17 protein-coding genes are annotated in these 19,191 nt (G+C 50.4%); 8 read left to right on the forward strand and 9 right to left on the reverse strand.

Features of this window, described 5'->3' with window-relative positions:
- Positions 1-176: 176 nt before the first annotated feature.
- On the forward strand, positions 177-1,253 hold the full coding sequence (locus IQ268_RS15300; protein ID WP_193880537.1) for a DUF3616 domain-containing protein: 1,077 nt from the start codon (positions 177-179) through the stop codon (positions 1,251-1,253).
- 9 nt (positions 1,254-1,262) lie between these two features.
- Here the strand turns inward: IQ268_RS15300 and IQ268_RS15305 are convergent, their stop codons facing one another.
- Positions 1,263-2,039 (reverse strand): glutamine amidotransferase, encoded by a 777-nt coding sequence (locus IQ268_RS15305; RefSeq protein WP_193880540.1) that lies wholly within the window; start codon positions 2,037-2,039, stop codon positions 1,263-1,265.
- A 157-nt stretch (positions 2,040-2,196) separates the two neighbouring features.
- Positions 2,197-3,099, reverse strand: a complete 903-nt coding sequence (locus IQ268_RS15310; protein ID WP_193880543.1) for an SMP-30/gluconolactonase/LRE family protein — start codon at positions 3,097-3,099, stop codon at positions 2,197-2,199.
- A 262-nt stretch (positions 3,100-3,361) separates the two neighbouring features.
- Between IQ268_RS15310 and IQ268_RS15315 the strand changes: the two genes are divergently transcribed.
- The 3 genes from IQ268_RS15315 (at position 3,362) to IQ268_RS15325 (ending at position 8,704) form a co-directional block, all read left to right on the forward strand.
- A complete protein-coding gene (locus IQ268_RS15315) occupies positions 3,362-4,708 on the forward strand; it encodes an inorganic phosphate transporter (protein WP_193880546.1) in 1,347 nt (448 codons plus the stop codon).
- A gap of 199 nt (positions 4,709-4,907) precedes the next feature.
- The gene (locus tag IQ268_RS15320; protein WP_193880549.1) at positions 4,908-6,635 is read left to right on the forward strand and encodes a diflavin flavoprotein; all 1,728 of its coding nucleotides are present in this window, start codon (positions 4,908-4,910) and stop codon (positions 6,633-6,635) included.
- 281 nt (positions 6,636-6,916) lie between these two features.
- Entirely contained in the window at positions 6,917-8,704 is a 1,788-nt protein-coding gene (locus IQ268_RS15325) for a diflavin flavoprotein (RefSeq protein WP_193880552.1), read from the forward strand.
- Between the two features lie 61 nt (positions 8,705-8,765).
- Here IQ268_RS15325 and IQ268_RS15330 read toward each other — a convergent pair whose 3' ends face one another.
- Both IQ268_RS15330 and IQ268_RS15335 read right to left on the reverse strand, forming a co-directional pair.
- A complete protein-coding gene (locus IQ268_RS15330; protein ID WP_193880555.1) occupies positions 8,766-9,428 on the reverse strand; it encodes a class I SAM-dependent methyltransferase in 663 nt (220 codons plus the stop codon).
- A 146-nt stretch (positions 9,429-9,574) separates the two neighbouring features.
- A complete protein-coding gene (locus tag IQ268_RS15335; protein WP_193880558.1) occupies positions 9,575-10,858 on the reverse strand; it encodes an MSMEG_0569 family flavin-dependent oxidoreductase in 1,284 nt (427 codons plus the stop codon).
- A gap of 629 nt (positions 10,859-11,487) precedes the next feature.
- On the opposite strand from IQ268_RS15335, the gene infC reads away from it, so the two are divergent.
- The gene (gene infC, locus IQ268_RS15340) at positions 11,488-11,976 is read left to right on the forward strand and encodes a translation initiation factor IF-3 (protein WP_339383344.1); all 489 of its coding nucleotides are present in this window, start codon (positions 11,488-11,490) and stop codon (positions 11,974-11,976) included.
- Between the two features lie 253 nt (positions 11,977-12,229).
- On the opposite strand, the gene cax is transcribed toward infC, so the two are convergent.
- Both cax and IQ268_RS15350 read right to left on the reverse strand, forming a co-directional pair.
- On the reverse strand, positions 12,230-13,324 hold the full coding sequence (gene cax / locus IQ268_RS15345) for a calcium/proton exchanger (protein WP_193880561.1): 1,095 nt from the start codon (positions 13,322-13,324) through the stop codon (positions 12,230-12,232).
- 149 nt (positions 13,325-13,473) lie between these two features.
- Positions 13,474-13,740 (reverse strand): hypothetical protein, encoded by a 267-nt coding sequence (locus IQ268_RS15350; RefSeq protein WP_193880564.1) that lies wholly within the window; start codon positions 13,738-13,740, stop codon positions 13,474-13,476.
- 168 nt (positions 13,741-13,908) lie between these two features.
- Here IQ268_RS15350 and IQ268_RS32915 point away from each other — a divergent pair, with 168 nt between their 5' ends.
- Together IQ268_RS32915 and IQ268_RS15355 are read left to right on the forward strand one after the other, a co-directional pair.
- A complete protein-coding gene (locus IQ268_RS32915) occupies positions 13,909-14,034 on the forward strand; it encodes a hypothetical protein (RefSeq protein WP_255527201.1) in 126 nt (41 codons plus the stop codon).
- 4 nt (positions 14,035-14,038) lie between these two features.
- The gene (locus tag IQ268_RS15355; protein ID WP_193880567.1) at positions 14,039-15,076 is read left to right on the forward strand and encodes a DUF2235 domain-containing protein; all 1,038 of its coding nucleotides are present in this window, start codon (positions 14,039-14,041) and stop codon (positions 15,074-15,076) included.
- 110 nt (positions 15,077-15,186) lie between these two features.
- Here the strand turns inward: IQ268_RS15355 and IQ268_RS15360 are convergent, their stop codons facing one another.
- The 3 genes from IQ268_RS15360 to IQ268_RS15370 all read right to left on the reverse strand — a co-directional run bounded on the left by IQ268_RS15360 (position 15,187) and on the right by IQ268_RS15370 (position 17,421).
- Complete coding sequence (locus tag IQ268_RS15360) at positions 15,187-15,468, reverse strand: hypothetical protein (RefSeq protein ID WP_193880570.1); 282 nt, start codon at positions 15,466-15,468, stop codon at positions 15,187-15,189.
- Positions 15,469-15,736: 268 nt separating this feature from the next.
- On the reverse strand, positions 15,737-16,453 hold the full coding sequence (locus IQ268_RS15365) for a signal transduction histidine kinase (STHK), LytS (RefSeq protein WP_228035394.1): 717 nt from the start codon (positions 16,451-16,453) through the stop codon (positions 15,737-15,739).
- Positions 16,454-16,599: 146 nt separating this feature from the next.
- Positions 16,600-17,421, reverse strand: a complete 822-nt coding sequence (locus IQ268_RS15370) for a hypothetical protein (protein ID WP_193880576.1) — start codon at positions 17,419-17,421, stop codon at positions 16,600-16,602.
- Positions 17,422-17,933: 512 nt separating this feature from the next.
- Between IQ268_RS15370 and IQ268_RS15375 the strand changes: the two genes are divergently transcribed.
- Positions 17,934-19,121 (forward strand): AI-2E family transporter, encoded by a 1,188-nt coding sequence (locus tag IQ268_RS15375; RefSeq protein WP_193880579.1) that lies wholly within the window; start codon positions 17,934-17,936, stop codon positions 19,119-19,121.
- The last annotated feature ends 70 nt before the right edge of the window (positions 19,122-19,191 follow it).

Consider the following 19,191-nt stretch of genomic DNA (forward strand, 5'->3'; position numbering starts at 1 on the left):
TTGAAATTATTTGCTCATACCAAATAGGTAATGCAGCAGGAATGGGGGTTTAGCGATGCTAAGCCCCTTATTGTTTTGGTATTGATTCATTGAGGAGGGCGATCGCCTTCCTCGGGGTGCTCTATGCTTAATTACAGCTTAGTCAGCTAAACGACATCTTGACTGAAGGAACAACTATGCCACATCCATTTCTGCTCAGCCGAGTTTTGTTGCGGTTTGATTCAGAAGAAAGCAATTTACTGAACGAGGTTTCAGCCGCAGCCTTTACACCGGATGGCAGTTTGTGGGTTGGCTCTGATGAATTAGCGTCTATTGAACGGCTTACTGCCGTTGAGCCATACGTCTACGGAAACCATCAACCCTTTGCTGTTAGCAACTTTGTCAAGCTCGCCAATCCTGATGGTGAAATTGATATCGAAGGGCTAGACTATTCCGATTCCTACTTGTGGTTTACCGGATCGCACAGCAGCAAACGCAAGAAAGCCAAGGGCAAGAAACCTGACAAAGACATTCAAAAGCTAGCCACTATTGAGGTGGAGCTGAATCGTTACATGATTGCCCGCATCCCGGTAATTGACGGTGAGCTTGTACAATCTGCCAGTGATCCAAATCATCCCGAGAAAACTCTGACTGCCGCCTATCTACAAACCACCGAAACCGGAAACCTGTTGACAGATGCCCTAAAAGACGACCCTCATTTAGGAGTTTACATGTCAACTCAGTTGGCATCTAAAGACAATGGTTTTGATGTGGAAGGCTTAACCGTTCGGGGAAACCGCATCTTCTTAGGGCTGCGTGGCCCCGTGTTAGGAGGATGGGCCATCATTCTAGAACTGGAAATGAACGAATTAGAACCCGGATTGCTATCACTCAAACGCATCGGGCCAGACAACCGTTATTACAAAAAACACTTTGTCAACTTAAATGGGCTAGGGATTCGAGAACTGTGCTTGTACCAAGATGATCTGATCATTCTCGCTGGCCCCACCATGGTGCTTGAGGGAAAAATGGAAATATTCAAGCTCAAAAAAGCGTTCAACCGCGATGGAGATACGATCGCCAGTGCCGATTCAGGCGATTTAAAGTCGTTGTTTGATCTGCCGTTTACCATTGGCAGTGATCACGCCGAAGGGCTGGCACTGTTTAAGTGTTTAGGACAATCCAATGCGCTGTTGGTCGTTTATGATGCGCCCGATCAAGCTAGACGCATAGAACCTGCCGCCGTTTTGATGGATGTCTTCAGATTAAAGTGAGGCTGGCTTTTATCTCACAGCCGTTGGGCTGGGCACCTGCAACCAATCCTGCAAAAAGCGATCGAGCCAACGTTCAACCGTAGCGCTATAGCAGGCGTGGTGCTGCAACTGTTTATCCAGGGGTTGGCTGTCGGGCAATTCCGCTAGTTCGGTGGCTTTAGCCGTCCAAAATTCAATCATCTCGGCTGTAATTTCAGGATGAAACTGAACGCCGTAGGCCGTCTTACCATAGCGAAATGCCTGGTTTTCAAAGTCGTCCCCTGTGGCTAGCAGCACGGCCTCCTGGGGCAGTTCGAAGCCTTCGCCATGCCAGTGATAGACATGGGTTAAATCACCGAAAGCAGCTTTGCCTGCAACCGTGGGGCTGATTGGAACATACCCCACTTCTTTAACACCTTGAGGATGGGGTGCAACGGTAGCACCGAGCGATCGCGCCAACAGTTGCGCTCCCAGACAAATCCCTAAAAAGGGTTTTCCCGACTCTACGCTGACAGGAACCCAATCTAACTCAGCTCGAATAAATGGCAATGTTTCACTATCGTTAGCGCTCATGGGGCCACCAAAAATAATGGCCGCTGCGTGAGCGTCCATTGTGTCTGGCAACGCATCGCCCAAACAAGGACGACGAATGTCTAGCGTATACCCTCTGGTTTGCAATAGCTGACCTACCAAACCCGGAGAGGAATGTTCTTGATGCACGATTAACAAAATCTGTTGATCTGAAGCACCTGTGGCTGCATGGGGCAAAGGGTTCGTCACAGGTGAGTGGATGGGAGTAGATGTCATGGGCAACTAATAGGAAATCACGGCACGAAGGGCAATGCTGAACCGGGAGCGCAAGCCTTCTGGAATCGATAGGGTATTGTCCTATTGTTACCGAATTTGGCAACCGGATGCTGTTGCAAATAATACGGCAACCCGCACAGCCAATCTAATGTGCCCTTTACACCGCAACCTGCACAGCAGAGACAAATTCAGGCACACCCTGAACGCCAAGATTGAGGTAGAAAACGGCTCCGGCTGCGGCTCCATCCTCTTCCCGGTTGTTGCCACCTGCACTGGTGACATACATATCGGTATAGTGGGAACCGCCGAACGTGACACTGCTTACCTTGCGGGCTGGAAACGGAATCCGCAGCACTTCAGTACCATCTGGCGCATAGCGAAACAAATGGCTCCCCTCCCACCGGGCAGACCACAGATAACCTTCTGCATCGACGGTCATACCATCGGGAATGCCCTCCTCTTCCGGTACTGAGATGATGATTCGTTGGTTGCTCAAATCACCACTCGCCCGATCGTAATCAAACTGATAGATCTTTCCCCCCAGCGATTCGGTGCAATAGAACTGAGTGCGATCGGGACTAAAACCCATACCGTTAGGTTGTCCCATGCCTTCCATTACAGTGGTTAAGGAACCATCTAATTCCAATCGATACAGGCTGCCAGGGTGATTGTCGCTGGGCATGGTGCCACAAAACACTCGACCAGATGGGTCAGCAATCACATCATTGAATCGGCTTTCCCGCTCCTCTGGAATCTCTGCCAGGATAGGGGTAATCTGTCCCTCTTGCCAGCGTTCGATCGCGCCACGCGCCTTGAACAACAGCAACGAACCGTCTTGTTGAATCGTGAATCCTCCAACCGATTCCCCGGAGTAAATTTGCTCGTGGGTTTTGGCGATCGGGTCATAGCGAAACAATCGTCCTGCCGGGATATCTGTCCAATACAGCCGCTGCTCAACAACGTGCCATATGGGCCCTTCTGCATTGAGACATTGACAATCCGCCGCGATCGACAGAGTTTCCTGATAAGGCGTTGGGGTGGTGAGATGATTTGAGTGCATTGATTAAACTGGTCTACAACGTTCACTAACTAATGTGCCAAACACATGAATCTCGCCCATCGATCGACCCAGGGGATACGTGTGCAGCGTGGATTCTTCTCGATGGATTCTTGAAGATCTCTGAAGCTGCAATTCTTAAGTCAGTGCCAGTCGCCTTTAGCAAGGTTAATATCTGGTACAAACTTGTACGTTGGTATCCACTATTCCTGAGTGAAATCATCTTGGGAACCCTCCTCAGGCTTAAATTCGGTTCGATAAAGTAATGCTTTTTCTGGTTCTTACGGCTGCTCTTGCCTTTTACGTTACCTGGAATTTAGGGGCGAATGATGTTGCCAACTCTATGGGGACATCAGTTGGCTCCAAAGCCGTAACGCTGCGGCAGGCGTTGGCGATCGCAGGTATTCTGGAATTTTCTGGAGCGGTACTGTTTGGGCACCGTGTCTCATCAACCCTGGCCACCGAAATTGTTGATCCGGCTTTTTTTGCCCTCCAGCCTCAAACCTTGGTGCTGGGCATGGTATCGGTTCTAATGGCCTGCGGTGCGTGGCTTCAGGTTGCCACTGCCTTTGGGGTGCCTGTTGCGTCGTCCCATGCCGTTGTGGGTGCGTTAGCAGGGTTTGGGTGGGTTGCAGTGGGCAGGCAAGCTGTGGCCTGGTCGGTGATTGGCTTGATCTCGGTTACCTGGATTTTGACTCCGCTGCTGAGCGGCGCGATCGCTGCCCTGTTTTACAGCGGCATCCGACAATGGATTCTCGATCGCCCCAACCCGGTACAGCAGCTTTACGAATGGATTCCCTGGCTGAGCACGGCACTGGTGAGCGTGTTTGGGTTTATTGTGTTGCCGTTTATCTTACCCCCCAGCCAGCTTGAAGCGATTCCGCTGCCCGACCATGACGTGTTTTTGAGCCTGGGGGCGATCGCTGCTGTTACCTTAACGCTCTTCCACTGGCGACGCTTAGGTTACATTCTTCAACAGCAAGACCATAACCAACAGCAAGACTATGACCAGTCGATGGATGAAACCGGAAGACAGGCAGCGGCATTGCCCCATTCCAGTACTCAACCCTCTGGGATGCACACCGCAGTAGTTGAACCGTTCTTGGCTCGGTTTCAAATATTGAGTGCCTGCTTTGTGGCGTTTGCCCACGGGTCTAATGATGTGGGTAACGGTGTGGCTCCCCTGGCAGCGATCGCCTACATTCACCGCACGGGCACGGTACCGCCCGATGAATTTGGCATTCCCACCTGGATCTTGGTGTTGGGCGGTTTGGGGATTGTCTCTGGTCTGGCGGTGCTAGGCAAAAATGTGATCAAGACAATTGGCGAAAAAATTATTGCCCTGCAACCAAGCGGCGGATTCTGTGCAGAACTTGCGGCAGCAACCACGGTGTTACTCGCCAGCCGAGCCGGACTGCCTGTTTCAACCTCTCATGCGCTGGTGGGTGCGGTTGTTGGCATTGGGTTGGTGCAACAGTGGCGATCGAACCGTCTCGATCAGGTGATTCAAGTCAAAACATTGCAGCAAATTGCTCTGGCATGGCTGGTGACGTTGCCCATTGCGGCTGGGTTAGCGGCGGCTCTGTTTAGCGTGGCTAATGCCATTTTTTAAGGTTGCGAATCGTGTGGGCGATCGCCATCCATCTGAGAGCATTTTTATCCGCAATTTATCGGCAATACCGGACTCATCAACCAAACCAATTTAAGAAATAAGTAGATTTGCTTAGCGAATCGTTACAAAATTGGGATCAGCCAGTTGATAATAAGAGAGTGACACTATTTCAATCAGTAGTCTGGTAAGGAGGCTGTTTATGGTTGCGCTAACGGAACGGGTTCAATCCCGCTTAACGATTCAAACCGTTGAGATTGCACCGGAGACAACCGCTATCCGCTCTCTAGACTGGGATCGCGATCGCTTTGATATTGAATTTGTGATTGAAAATGGCACAACCTATAACTCTTTCCTGATTCAAAGCCAGAAAGTGGCGCTGGTCGATACGTCCCACGAAAAATTCCGCCAACTGTATCTAGATACCCTGAGCGGACTGATCGACCCAACCCAAATTGATTACCTGGTGGTAAGCCATACCGAACCCGACCACAGCGGTTTGGTGAAAGATCTGCTGCATCTGGCTCCTCAAATTACGGTGGTTGCCTCTAAGGTAGCTATTCAGTTTCTAGAAGAACTGGTCAACCAGCCGTTTAAGCGCCAGATCGTTAAGAGCGGCGATCGCCTCGATCTGGGGAACGGTCACGAACTGGAGTTTGTGTCTACCCCCAACCTGCACTGGCCTGACACAATGCTGACCTACGACCACAAAACGCAGACGCTCTACACTTGCGATGTGTTTGGTTTGCACTACTGCGACGACTACACCTACGACGAGAATCTCAGCCTGATTGAGCCAGACTACAAGCTTTACTATGACTGCCTGATGGGGCCAAACGCCCGTGCTGTGCTGTCGGCACTGAAGCGAATGAGCGCTTTGCCTCCTGTTACCACCATTGCCACCGGGCATGGACCTTTGCTGCAACGCCACAAGGATGAATTGGTCGAGCGCTACCGGAAATGGAGCCAGGCTCAAGCTAAAGCAGAAACCACTGTGGCGCTATTTTACCTGCCGGAATATGGCGACAGCGATCGCTTGGCGCAGGCGATCGCCAACGGCATCGGCAAGACAGGGGTCATGGTAGAGCTAGTTGATCTGCGCGTTACCGATATCCAAGAAATTCGTGAGGTGATGGGTCTGGCAGCGGGCATTGTCATCGGAATGCCGTCTCAGTCTGGAGCAGATGCAGCTCACACTCAGGCGTTGCTAAATACAATTTTGGCGGCAAGCCACAGCAAGCAAACGTTTGGTTTGTTTGAATCGGGTGGGGGAGACGATGAATCGGTCTATTTATTGCGAAACAAGCTGCAAGAAACGGGAGTACGGGAAGCATTTGCTCCCATCTTGATTAAAGAAACGCCCACCGAAGCAACCTACCAGCTTTGCAACGAAGCCGGAACAGACCTGGGGCAATGGCTGACCCGCGATCGCAGCATCAAACAGATGAAGTCTCTAGATGGCGACCTGGATAAAGCTCTGGGACGTTTGAGCGGTGGACTTTACATCATCACTGCGAAAAAGGGCGAAGCCTCTAGCGCTATGCTGGCCTCCTGGGTGACCCAGGCAAGCTTTGAACCGTTGGGTATTACTATCGCCGTTGCCAAAGACCGGGCAATTGAATCGTTCATGCATGTGGGCGATCGCTTTGTTCTCAACGTTTTAGAAGAGGGCAACTATCAGCCGCTAATGAGACATTTCCTGAAACGTTTTCCGCCCGGTGCCGATCGGTTTGCTGGGATCAAAATCTATTCATCGTCCAGCGGCTGTCCCATTCTGGCTGAGGCTCTGGCCTATCTGGAATGTGAAGTGGTGAGCCGCATGGAAACCAGCGATCACTGGGTAGTTTACAGCACAGTGGATGCCGGACGGCTCGCTAACACAGACTCGCTCACCGCTGTTCACCATCGTAAGGTGGGAAATCATTACTAACCTGACGAATTGAACCGGAGGGCATGTAAGGTCTTAGAGGATGTTTGATCAGTGCTGGATGTCACCTGAACCGCCCCCTAAATCCCCCAATTCTGGCTTCGACGTGAGCGCTCAGCCGAACGGGGACTTTGAAATAGAACTGGCTCGGAAGTCCCCCAACCTTGGGGGATTTAGGGGGCAAATGCAGTACATTTGCTACTTTTCAAACATCCTCTTAGGTGGGGTGGGCGATCCTCCCTACTGCTTGGGTTGGTGCAAGATGCCGTAGAGGTTAGACAGTTATGACAAAAACGAAGCCCCGTGATGTTCAAGTGGCCCAAATTGGTGCAGACACGACTGTGTTGCGATCGCGTACCTGGGAGCGGCTCAAATTTGAGACAGAATATGCTCGGCAGCGTGGCACCACAGCGAATGCTTACCTGATCCAGGCACAGGACTCTGCCTTAATTGATCCACCGGGCGAGTCGTTCATTGACATTTTTCTGGACGAACTTCAGCAGCATCAGTACTTCCAACGCCTGGACTATATCATCCTGAGCCATGTTAACCAGAATCGAATTACAACGCTGAAGCGATTGCTGGAGCTGGCTCCCTACGCCACCGTGATTTGCTCTAAGCCTGGAGCGATCGCTCTACGGGCAGCGTTTGCCAATCAGCCGCTTGAGACCTGGACGCACCGAGACGATGAGGCGATCGATTTTGGCATTGAATATGAAGACAGGACGTTCAAACTGCACGTGGTGCGCGATGAAGAGGTGCTAGATCTGGGGAATGGGCACGAGTTGCAGTTTCGCTTTGTGCCTACACCACGCCATCCTGATGCGCTGTGTACATACGATCGCGCCACTCACATTCTGTTTACAGACAAGCTGTTTAGCGCCCACGTTTGCGATGAGCCAGTGTTTGACGAACATTGGCGGCAGTTAGACGACGATCGGCGGCACTTTTTTGAGTGCGTTCATGCGGTGCAGGTGCAGCAGGTCAAGGCCGCGCTAGCCAAGCTAGACGCGTTTGAGGCAACTACGTATGCGCCGGGTCATGGGCCTATTGTGCGGCATAGCTTGAGCCGATTTACGCTCGACTATCATCAGTGGTGTCAGCAACAGCAATCCAGGGAGTTGCGCGTCGTTCTGCTTTATACCTCGGCCTATGGCAATACTGGGATGATGGCAGATGCGATCGCCCAGGGCATTACTCAAGCTGGGGTATCGGTGCAGGCAATTAACTGCGAATCGGCCTCCCCAGAAGAGATCACCCGCGCCGTCAGCCAATGTGACGGGTTTATTGTCGGTTCTCCAACGCTGGGAGGTCATGCTCCCGTTCAAATTCAAACGGCGTTAGGTATCGTCTTATCCACGGTTCCTAAAACGCGTGTAGCTGGAGTATTTGGCTCCTATGGCTGGAGCGGTGAAGCGGTAGACATCATTGAAAGCAAATTAGAAGACTCTGGCTATCCGTTTGGGTTTGAAACCATTCGCGTCAAGTTTAAGCCCACCGAAGAGACGCTTCAGCAGTGTGAAGCTGCCGGAACCGCTTTCGCGCAGGCATTACGGAAAGCAATGAAGCTACGCGCGCCGCGTCAAACCGCGACCGAAGCGCAGGTCGATCGCACCGGGCAGGCAGTGGGTCGGGTGATTGGGTCGCTCTGTGTGGTGACCGCCAAATGGGGAAACACCGATCATGGGTTTCTCACGTCCTGGGTGTCGCAAGCGAGCTTCAGTCCGCCGGGGTTGACGATCGCCGTTGCCAAAGACCGCGAAGCTGAAATTCTGGCGCAGCCCGGAACCCCCTTTGTGCTGAATGTGCTGAAGGAAGGCAAGAATCTGCATCGTCATTTTCTCAAAACTCAGTCTGCCAGAGCAGATCGGTTTGCGGATGTGGAAACCACAGATGCCGCCAACGGATGTTTAATTCTGACAGAAGCCCTGTCCTACCTGGAATGTACTGTACAGAGTTGGATAGAGTGTGGCGATCACTGTTTGCTTTATGCCACGGTCGATCGGGGTAAGGTGTTGGAACCCACCGGAATCACGGCTGTAAACCACCGCAAGTCGGGCAGTTACTATTAACGACTCTTTAGCAATGAGTGGCGTTGCAGCATAGAGGGATGGAGCGAATGCACACCGCGATTCAGCACTGCCCAACGAACGACTTAACCAGGAAAACCACATCTTGATTCACAAACGTCAGCGTCGCTTGCCAGTGAGCCGCTAGCCAGTGAAAGGTTGGCTGAGAAAAAAAGCAGACGTGCGACAAATCGTCTTTGTAATGCCAGCGGGCAAACGCTTCCCGATCGCGTGCCAGTTTGGTCATAACAGCCAACGTACCGCCCGGCTTCAGGCAAATCCATAATCGCTCCAGTTCTTCTCGAGGGTGATGTAGATGTTCTACAACTTCAGTGGCGGTAATGAAATCATATTGCTGCTCAAAGACAGACTCATCTTTAGCGTAAAAAATGTCATAGATTGCCACAACATGACCAATCTCTTCAAACATGACCGAAAGGGTCGGGCCAGGGCCAGAGCCAAAGTCAAGCCCACAACTGCCAGACGGTAACCGTGCCGCCAGGGGAGTAAACAGACGGCTCAAAAATTTGCGATACCGCTGATCAGCAGGAGAATTCTGGTGCAGATCGTATTCAGCCTGTTCAGCACTGGCCGATAAAAACTGCGACGATGGCACAAACGACAGGTGGCACGTTTGGCAACGAAAGTAGTTACGGCGATCGTCGTGATAAAATTCGCGTCCCTGCGTTGACTGGCACAATGGACAGGTTTGATAATTGATGCTCAACCTCACTGGACGTGTGCTGTTGCTGGATCTCTAACCCCCTTCATTGTTGCAGACTGAGGGTGCAGAGTAGGGACAGCGATCGCCCTCAAGCACGACCCAACCAGCAACAGCCCAACCCCCTGAAACTACTGCGGCATCAACGGCAGCTATGAGCCAAGCAAAAACTCATTCACAATGCTCCACGCATTTGAATGTGCCACCTTTTTGCGTGCCGTGATGTGATCGGCCAGATAGCTTGCATCTCGAGCAATTCCTGAGAACCGCCCTGAACCCCAGGTATACAACCACGGTAGCCCCAGAAAGTACAATCCCCAGACTTCGGTTACGCCCCGGTCGTGGCCGGGATATCCTTTGCCATCAAACACTGGAATTTCAACCCAACTGAAGTCAGGCTGATAGCCAGTACACCACACCACCGCACCAATGTCGGCCTGTTCATAATCCAGCGAGAGCATTTCTGCTTCAGGTTGCCAGACTGGCTGGTAAGGCGGTTCTGTTGGGGCTTGAATTTGATTCTTTTCGATGAAACTATCGATGGTCTTTTTGATGCTTTCGGCTACTGCATCAGCTTGATCCAGATTGTGTTTCAGGTTGCTCACAAATTCGAGTTTGCCGCCGCGAATGTCCTTGAGTTTGCCGTGCAGTTGCATTCCTTCCAGCGCAAACTGTCGCAGGTCAATTTCACGCCCGCCATCGCGACCAGTCACATAGTGATTTGCTTTAGTGCGGACTTTCTCTTTTTGGGGATGTTCATCGATCGATAAGTCGTAGTACCCCATCTGATCGAGCCAATCAACCACATCCTTGCCGCGATAGCGTCGTGGCGATCGCGGAGCGCTACCCACGCACAAGTGAACTTTCTTACCCGCCAGGTGCAAATCTTCGGCAATTTGACAACCGGACTGCCCGGTACCCACCACCAGTACGCTTTTGTCGGGTAATGCCTGAGGCGACTTATAGTCTGAGGAGTGGATTTGCACAATCGACTCGGGCAGCCGTTCAGCCAGGGCGGGCACCCTGGGTAAATGGTAACTACCTGCCGCAATGACCACCTGATCGGCGGTATAGTCTCCAACGGACGTTGTGAGTTCAAAGACACCCTGAGTACTGTTCTTGCGAACGCTCAGCACTTCAACGCCTTCTTTGACCGGAGGATCAAACGATGCCGCATAGGCTTCGATGTATTGAACGATCTCATTCTTCTTCATGAATCCATGCAGATCGTCCCCTGCGTAAGGGTATCCAGGCAGTTGACATTGCCAGTTGGGCGTAACCAAACAAAAAGAATCCCAGCGTTTGGAACGCCACGAATACCCAATCTTGTTCTTTTCAAAAACAATGTGATCCAAGCCTCTCTCCTTTAAGCAGTAGCTTATGGACAGTCCGGCTTGTCCTCCTCCTACAACGATGACGGAATAATGATAAGTCATTGGTTCACTTCCCGCTGTCTGGCTCGAATGTGCTGCAATGATTGCGTGTGGCAGTCAACAAGTTTTGTATTTCTCAATACAAAGAGATACAAAGGGTTCCAAGTTTAACACTAAGGGCAGGGAGCATAACGACGATGTCTACCATAATTCAAAATCACCATTTGATACCTGTTTAAATGAACAGGTAGCGTGTAATTAGGGTTGAAACTCGGCCTTTTGGTTGAGATGAACCCGTCGAGTACCGATAAGCTCACTTAATTCTTAACAGTATGCTCTAAAGGTCTTATTTGCAGCTCAATTTTGCAGCCCAATACAGTCAGGGGCACACCATACCCTGTGAAAAAACACGCTATGGGCTAATCCGTCTGGGTCTGTTTTAAGGGCTATTTGCCGAATGCTGCCCCCTTTCAGCAGATATTTGAGCCGTTTCAAACAGCTTCAAATCGTTCCTAATACTGAGCGCCAGTTGCCAAATTCTGTGAGGGGTTGCCCAATCCGTAGAGGCGATCGCCAACCTCGGCAAATCGAGTGAACGCTGTGCTACCCTAACAATACATGCTATGGGAACAACAGCTATATAAGCTGTTGTCCATTAGCAAAATTGTCGAACAATATAAGAGGAAAGCATTATCGCAGCCCAAAAGCAACTAATCAACCGTCAAATCAAAGCGCCTCAAGTCTTTCTGATTGACCACGAAAACAACAAACGTGGTTTGATAGACACCTACGAGGCTCTACAAATCGCTGAAAGTGAAGGGCTTGACTTGGTGGTAGTCTCCCAGGGAGAAGATGCCCCGGTCGCCAAGATTTTGAACTACGGCAAGCTCCAGTATCAGCAAAAGAAACGCCAAACTCAAAGTGCCAGACCAACCGTTAAGGAAGTGAGGCTTCGTCCTAACGTGGGTGTGTCTGATTATCAGATCCGAATTGATCGAGCCATTGAGTGGTTGAGTAAGGGCGATTCCGTTAAGTTTTTAATTCGGTTACGGGGTCGAGAACATCAATACCGCGATCGCGCTGGCGATCTGCTCGATCGGATTGCAAGTGACTTAAGCCAGGTGGGTAAAGTCCAGTCGCTTGACAAACGTTCGTTAATTGTTCAAGTGATTCCTGCTTAGATACGCCATCCGGGGATCGCGCTAGGGGTTTCCGGATGTCAACGATCTTTCCAATCATCACGGTCTGGCTTCTGCGATCGCATATCGCTTCAGAGTAATATGCCGCCTGGTTAACTGGGTTGGTTAACCAATAGGGTTACTCAATGATGCGATCGCAGATCCAGTTTTTTGTCCCATCAGACACCAGGCTCAATCTACGTTAGAGCCTGGTGTCTTTTTTGTCTGCCTCTTGCCTAATCCAGACTGGCTCAATCTAGGCTGGATGGTAATAAAAGGCAACGCTAAGCAGAAAATAGGTCGCTAACAGAAACATGCCGTCTAACCAGTTAGAGCGACCGCCCGACATAATTAAATTAGTGACAATAACGGTAATTGCGAGCGCAATCACTTCAAACGTGTTGAAGTTAAGGTCGATCGGTTGCCCCATTGCCTGCCCTACAAAAATGAGGATGGGTGCGACAAATAGCGCAATCAGCAGACTGTCTCCGGTGACCGTGGCTACAGCGAGATCCATCTGATTTTTTAGCGCTAGCCGCACCACCAATACATATCCGGCAACATCGCTAATTAACGGCAGCAAAATCACTCCCGTGAACAGGGGGGTAAGCCCCAAGCGAGAGGTTTCTTGCGCCACTACACCCACAAACAAGTCGGATTCAAAGGCAACGGCGATCGTGGATATTAGCAATACGCCAACCCAAAGCAGCAATTTACGCATTCCGGCTGGAGCATCTTCCTTTGCCCCAGAGTCCGATGTCTCTTCTTCGGTTAATCCAACTTCGTAGAGAAAGTTGTGCGTCTTTAAAGAGAAGAGCAACGTTAGTCCGTACACCACAATGAGGACACCTGCCGTAATCAGGGAAATGTTGCGGATGGAGGCCGAATTGACCATGTTAGAGGTGTTGATCACCAGGGTGGGCAGGGCGATCGCTACTACAGCCAGCGTCATCGATGATCCATTGACTCGCGCCAGGATTGGCTTAAATTCTTGCTCCTTGTACCGTAGCCCCCCTGCAAACATCCCCATTCCTAACAGCAGCAGGAGGGCACCAATAATACTTCCGGTAATGCTGGCTTCAACAATATCAACCAACCCTGCCCTGAGCGCCACCAGCGCAATGATCAGTTCAGTGGCATTGCTAAAAACAGCATTCATCAGCCCGCCAAATGTGGGACCTGTAACTACTGCAATTTTTTCGGTTGCTGTAGTCAACCAAATCGAGAGAGGCACGATCGCCAGCGCAGACGTGACAAAAACAGCCGTCTCTCCCCAGTGGAGTTGTTCAGCCGCAATTGAGACGGGAACAAACAGCAATAAAATGAGCGGAATGAGCGTTTTAAGTGCCATAACAGATGATGCCAGGGTCAGGTTCACCCTTAAGCGGTTACTAGTGCTAAGGTATGGGGTCAACTGCCACCTTACACTACTCCTACGCTACTCCCGCTTCGTGCCCTGGTCAGGTTCCTTACATCGATGCCCTCAGTCACCGATCGCCTTCAGTCATCGGTTGCATCAACGTTGGCCTGTTCTGCCTCTATCGCTTCTTGCACGAACAGTCTAGCAAGGCGATCGTACATGCCTGCGCCAATATATTGCGGGTACTTGTGGCTTCTGCTGTAAACCCACACCAGTTCATTCAACAGAAAAATGCGAATATCTTGAGTCCAGCCTTTGCATTGGGGAATCAGGGATTTAGCTGTGTTGAGCGCATCTGTCCACCGCTCAAATTCTTCAGAAAACTCAGGAGCAACCACTTTGAACATTGTGCTAACTATGGCGATAGCGGACTCAAACTCATTTCATTGTAGCGGGAAGCGCGATCGCGCTCTATCCTCACGGGTTCACCGTCGGGATTAATCGGTATTACAGCCATTTTCATTTGCATTCACTACACCTCAAACCATACACTCCACACCCATCTTGGCGAGACTGTGGCTGACTCGATTGAAAACTGCTGTAAGAAGAATCGTTTAATTTATACCGTGGTCGTATGGAGTACGGTAGAGTGCTGTGTAGGGTTATGCGATCGCACTCTATTTGAGTTTTACGGAGAATAGCACAGTGAAGCGGTTGATCGTTTGTTGTGATGGAACCTGGAATCAACTAGATACACCCTGCCCAACCAATGTCATCAAAATTGCTCAGGCGATTAAACCTGTTGCCAGTGATGGAGTTCATCAAATCGCCTTTTATGAAGAGGGCTTGGGCACCAAATGGTACGATAAGCTGCCCGGAGGAGCGCTGGGATGGGGGATTGATCAAAACATCCAGCACGCCTACCGTTTTCTTTGCCTCAACTATATGCCGGGTGACGAAATTTACTTGTTTGGCTTCAGCCGTGGAGCCTACACGGTACGGAGCCTCGCTGGCTTAATTTATTGCTCTGGGTTATTGTCGCGTCCTCATATTTGCAAAGCCCCCGAAGCATACCGATTGTACCGAGATCCCAACATTAAACCGGCACATGCGATCGCTGTGGAATTTCGCAAAAACTATGGCGATCGCGTTCCCATTACTCTCCTGGGCTGTTGGGACACGGTAGGGTCATTGGGCATTCCGGATGTCATCCCTATCCTGCCCGTTAACAGTTTCCTCAACGCCAAGTATAAGTTTCACAACACTTGCTTGAGTTCCATTATTCAAAACGCTCTGCACGCGGTTGCCATTGATGAACTGCGTAAACCGTTTGAAATTACCCCCATGCAGAAAAACCCTGACAATCCAGAGCAAAGGCTACACCAGGTGTGGTTTCCGGGAGTGCATGGCTGTGTGGGGGGTGGCACAGACTATCATCGTGGCTTATCGGATGGAGCGTTGCAGTGGATGATGGATGAGATTGGTCGTCTCAACTTAAAGTTAGACTTTGATCCGGCTCGTATAGAGGGAGGAATTACTCCAGACCCGGTCAGCAATTTCAACAGTAGCTTAGGGTTTTATCGATTCGCGGGAACTCTGCCGCGCCAGGGAATTGTTGGCATTGAAGAACTGCATGATAGTGTCAAAATTCGTTGGTATAAGCGCAGCGATTATCGTCCCTTGAACCTTTCAGCCGTGCGGGATTTGCTGGATGCCTACATTCACGATGAGAGCAGTTCTTAGGAGTGCAAGCCAATTGATCTGCAACATCAATCTACAACGTTAAGCGTTGAGGACTCCCTTCATCGCTCTGCTGTCATGATGTGGGTTAACCAGTAGTGAACCCACATGAATTACTCAACAGTGTCATCTACCTGGGTTGGAGGGGCAGTCAGTTCAAAACGGTTGAGCAGAGTAACCACACCCACAGAAATCACTGCACCCAGCGCAATGCCGACCGTTAAAAGAATGAGATAAAGACGCTTCAAACTTCGGTTTACGGCTCTTACGTCTTCAACCGATTTGGGCGGTAGCTCTACTTCTGGATCGGAATGAGTCACCTGTTCCAAATGTTTGCCGTTGTTCAAATTCTCGGTGAATCCAGAGTTTGAGTTATTAAAGGGATCTTGATTCATGCCTGAGTTAGGGTGGATCGTCTATCACACATCATTGGTCGATAGGCTGGGATTAAACTTGCTTTTAGTATAAGAGCTTTGTTGCGGCGATCGCATCCATTGCAATGGAGTGCCGAATACTTGCTCGTTGCAGTTCGCACGATGTTTGAGCAACATTCATGCGAATGAGGGCTTTGCTTGTTATAGCAAAGCCCTTTCCAGGTCAAGTTCGTGTTCTCAATGGGCTAGTTACCCCTTTGGAAATGAACGATTGACAGACCGCTCGAACTTAGCGGGTTGGCTTCCGCTGGGTTTCATTCCGTTTATCAACGATAAAGACCTCTGGTTCGCCATCCTGGTCAATATCACGAGTCTCTGTTGCGTTCGTGCGGCTGGCTTCTCGCCGTTCGGTTAGCACCTCTCCAGTGGCCATCTGTTCCCGGTTGGGAGTAGAGGCAACATTGCCGCGAGTTGGCGTGGTTGAAGTCTGTGCCAGGTCAGGAGCATCATAGATGTTGAAATCTTCAACGTGGCGATCGCGCAGAACCGACTCAACTCGACGGAGTTCATCAGCCGTGCCGCTAACCATTAACAGATAATGACCCGCCTTGACACTAGAGTTGTACGATTTGGCTTGCTCTTCTGGAATACCCAGACCAACCAACGCCCCAACAATGCCGCCAGCCGCTGCACCAACCCCGGCACCTGCCAGCGTTGCCGCTAACGCATTGATCTCTGCACCAGCAGCAAGAATAGGCCCTACACCTGGAATAGCTAGTACACCCACACCAATCAAGAAACCACTAAGGCCGCCCAAAACTGTACCAGTCGATGCACCAATTCCTGCACCCTCTTGAGCTTCGGTGTCTCCTCGATTTTCTGTAACCTCTTCAGATCCCTCAACTTTATCGACATGCCGTGCAATTAAGGACACTCGATTCATGTCATAATTTGCGCTTTTGAGGTCACGAAGCACGGCTTCAACATCCTCGCGTCGTTTGAACACGCCAACTGCGCGCTTGTAATTACCTCTTTGCTGATTTGATGTTGTATTAACCATCTTTATCCTCATTTGAATTTAACAGTGTAAAGACTGAAGCAGTCTCTTCTCCTCAACGTTCGTGAGAAGACAGAATCGTCATCGTAAAGCCCCTAATTTCCGGGGGCAGGGTCAACCGCAGACGGATAAACTCCGTCAGCTACAATCACAGGTCTGTTCTCATATCGCGCTAAGAATTCTTGAAGCTGGTTATCATCCCAACCTAAATTGGCATCCCGTAGAAGCTGTTCGCTGACCTGACGTGCTACCCCAGTCACCGCAACGTTTTCACCCTCTTCGATGGGTACTCCTTCCAGTTCGGAATCAACGCCAATCACCAACACGCCCACATCATTGATCCAGCCCTCTTCAAACAATGCAAACGCATTGTCTGTTTGTTCTAGAAGTCGAACATCTCCTTCTACAGCAATGGCCTGGTCTCCAAAGTAGCCCTCTGGAGCGTCGTAGAAATATTCGGGGTTGGGCGCAAGAGCCATAGATGCTGCTACGATCGCAGGCTGCCCTTCGTATTCTGCAAACAGGTTTCTGTCCAGAGTGAGGCCGTATTGACTCTCGACCTGATCAGCAGAGAGTGCCTCAACCGTTCCTGTTGCCTGTATAGGAATGGCCGGGTCGGGAAGTTCAAACGGTGCGCCTGTGGCGTTGATCACCAAAACGGGTTCACCTGCATCCGTTTCAACTAAAAAGCCGTCCTCGCCGATGACATCTTCAACGATGTTTCTCACCGTAATCTCTTGTCCAATAAGAGCTGAGGTGTCCTCTGCAATATCCTCAGTAGTTACGGTGGTTTGCTCGGTAGGCTCGGCTAAATTACAGGCCGGAAGCAGTAGGGCCGTTAAGCTTAGGGCGATCGCTCCTAATCCTACTCCCTTCCTGCTGTTTTGCCGAATAGTGGGGTCGTGTTGTTCTTTCATAGCTAACCTCTTATCATCTGTCGCTTAGAAGACAACCTGCCGACTAACGTTGTTGTGTAAAATATTTGTCATTTGCAAAGTGGCGATGCCAGTCACCTGACTGCGCCAGCAGAATTCAGAATGAATTGTTCAAATAATTAGCTACAACGGCAATTGTCTTCTTGCTTCTTCTAATTGACGCTTGCTGTAACACAAGCCGATGTTTATTCACTAAAACAACTCAAGCTGCTCAACTTAATGCTGATGCACTTTTGTCGTGAATATGTTCAACACCACGTCCAACCTTAGCGATAATGCCCCCGCCTGAACTCTATCAATAGGGAGACTTGCCATATCAAGTTCATGGTAGATGGGGTATGGATGCGCTTCATCTGTGGGATTGTGCCTGCTTATTCAACCGGGATGAGTGTAAAAGTCTCTCCTAAGCTTCAACTCAGAAGCGGTTGAGCTTGCTAGGCTAGCAATACACTCTAACGACAAATTTGGTTCAGTTTCAGAGCCACTGGAGCGCAATGGATCGTTTATTTACACCGCTGCAACGCATTCTACTGACATGGGTGTTGATTTTGATTACAGGCTGGCTCAGCCTGAAAACGCTGAGTTATTTCAGTGAGTTGATCAGCATTTTGGTCACGGCGAGTCTAATTGCATTTTTGCTAAACTATCCGGTTGCAAAACTGCAAGCGGTGGTTCCTCGTGGCTTAGCCGCAGGTTTGGTATACCTGCTAGCTGGAGCAGTTGTTGGGTTAATTGGGGTGACGATCGCCCCTCCTGTTTTATATCAAGCGCAACAGTTGCTCACCGATTTGCCGGAGCTAATCGCCTCCGGACAGCAACAACTGTCAGATCTGCAAACGTGGATCAACGATCATCAAATTCGCTTTGCTATTCCGCTATTGCAGGAGCAAATTCTGGCCGAATTACAGCAGCAAGCAGAAACGATCGCCACCAGTGGATTAGGTTTGTTGTTGGGCACCTTTAACTGGGTGCTGGATCTGATTCTAATTCTGGTCATTTCGTTCTATATGCTGCTGGACGGTGAGCGGTTATGGGACGGGGTCACGGGGTTTTTCTCCCCGGCGATTCAAGACTTTCTCACCGAGTCGCTACGCCGCAATTTGCAGCGTTTTTTTTCGGGACAGTTGCTGTTGGGGGTGTTTATGGCAGCAACGTTGTCATTAGCGTTTTGGTGGCTGCATGTACCGTTCTTCCTGGTGCTTGCCATCTTCATCGGGTTAATGGAAGTCATTCCCTTTATTGGTGCAGCGTTGGGAATTGTTACTGTTGGCCTGTTTGTGGCCTTCATCAATTGGTGGTTGGCTATCCAGGTCATTGGTACGGCGATCGTCATCCAACAGATCAAAGACAACCTGGTCGCTCCCCGGCTATTGGGTAATTTAACTGGGTTAAGTCCGGCGATCGTCCTGCCTGCCTTGTTGCTGGGTGGCAAAGTTGGCGGGTTGCTGGGGGTCATTCTGGCGATTCCGCTGGCGGGTATGGTGAAGACGATCGCAGATTTGCTGCTCGATCCAACCTTACCCCCACAAACGGGTGCGTTCTTCATTAATCCAATGGACACCGATGAACCAGAGGCTAAACTCCAGTGCATCATTAATCCAGAGTTGTGTGAAGAAGACACGGCGGAGCCAGGGATAGCACCCCAGACAAACTCTGCTCAAGGAATTGCCCGCATGACATAACGTGCTGAACGGAAACAACGGCTCCACAGTTGAATTCGTTTAAAGCAGGATTCACCAGTTTGGGAGGGGC

This window comes from Oculatella sp. LEGE 06141 (genome assembly GCF_015207605.1).
Classification (GTDB): domain Bacteria; phylum Cyanobacteriota; class Cyanobacteriia; order Elainellales; family Elainellaceae; genus Oculatella.

Bases quoted from the DNA above. Each gene is read 5' to 3' on its own strand.
- IQ268_RS15300 (WP_193880537.1), top strand. From the start codon at position 177: ATGCCACATCCATTTCTGCTCAGCCGAGTTTTGTTGCGGTTTGATTCA.
- IQ268_RS15315 (WP_193880546.1), top strand. From the start codon at position 3,362: ATGCTTTTTCTGGTTCTTACGGCTGCTCTTGCCTTTTACGTTACCTGG.
- IQ268_RS15305 (WP_193880540.1), bottom strand. From the start codon at position 2,039: ATGACATCTACTCCCATCCACTCACCTGTGACGAACCCTTTGCCCCAT.
- IQ268_RS15350 (WP_193880564.1), bottom strand. From the start codon at position 13,740: ATGTTCAAAGTGGTTGCTCCTGAGTTTTCTGAAGAATTTGAGCGGTGG.
- IQ268_RS15360 (WP_193880570.1), bottom strand. From the start codon at position 15,468: ATGAATCAAGATCCCTTTAATAACTCAAACTCTGGATTCACCGAGAAT.
- IQ268_RS15375 (WP_193880579.1), top strand. From the start codon at position 17,934: ATGGATCGTTTATTTACACCGCTGCAACGCATTCTACTGACATGGGTG.
- IQ268_RS15310 (WP_193880543.1), bottom strand. From the start codon at position 3,099: ATGCACTCAAATCATCTCACCACCCCAACGCCTTATCAGGAAACTCTG.
- cax (WP_193880561.1), bottom strand. From the start codon at position 13,324: ATGGCACTTAAAACGCTCATTCCGCTCATTTTATTGCTGTTTGTTCCC.
- IQ268_RS15335 (WP_193880558.1), bottom strand. From the start codon at position 10,858: ATGACTTATCATTATTCCGTCATCGTTGTAGGAGGAGGACAAGCCGGA.
- IQ268_RS15325 (WP_193880552.1), top strand. From the start codon at position 6,917: ATGACAAAAACGAAGCCCCGTGATGTTCAAGTGGCCCAAATTGGTGCA.
- IQ268_RS15370 (WP_193880576.1), bottom strand. From the start codon at position 17,421: ATGAAAGAACAACACGACCCCACTATTCGGCAAAACAGCAGGAAGGGA.
- IQ268_RS15320 (WP_193880549.1), top strand. From the start codon at position 4,908: ATGGTTGCGCTAACGGAACGGGTTCAATCCCGCTTAACGATTCAAACC.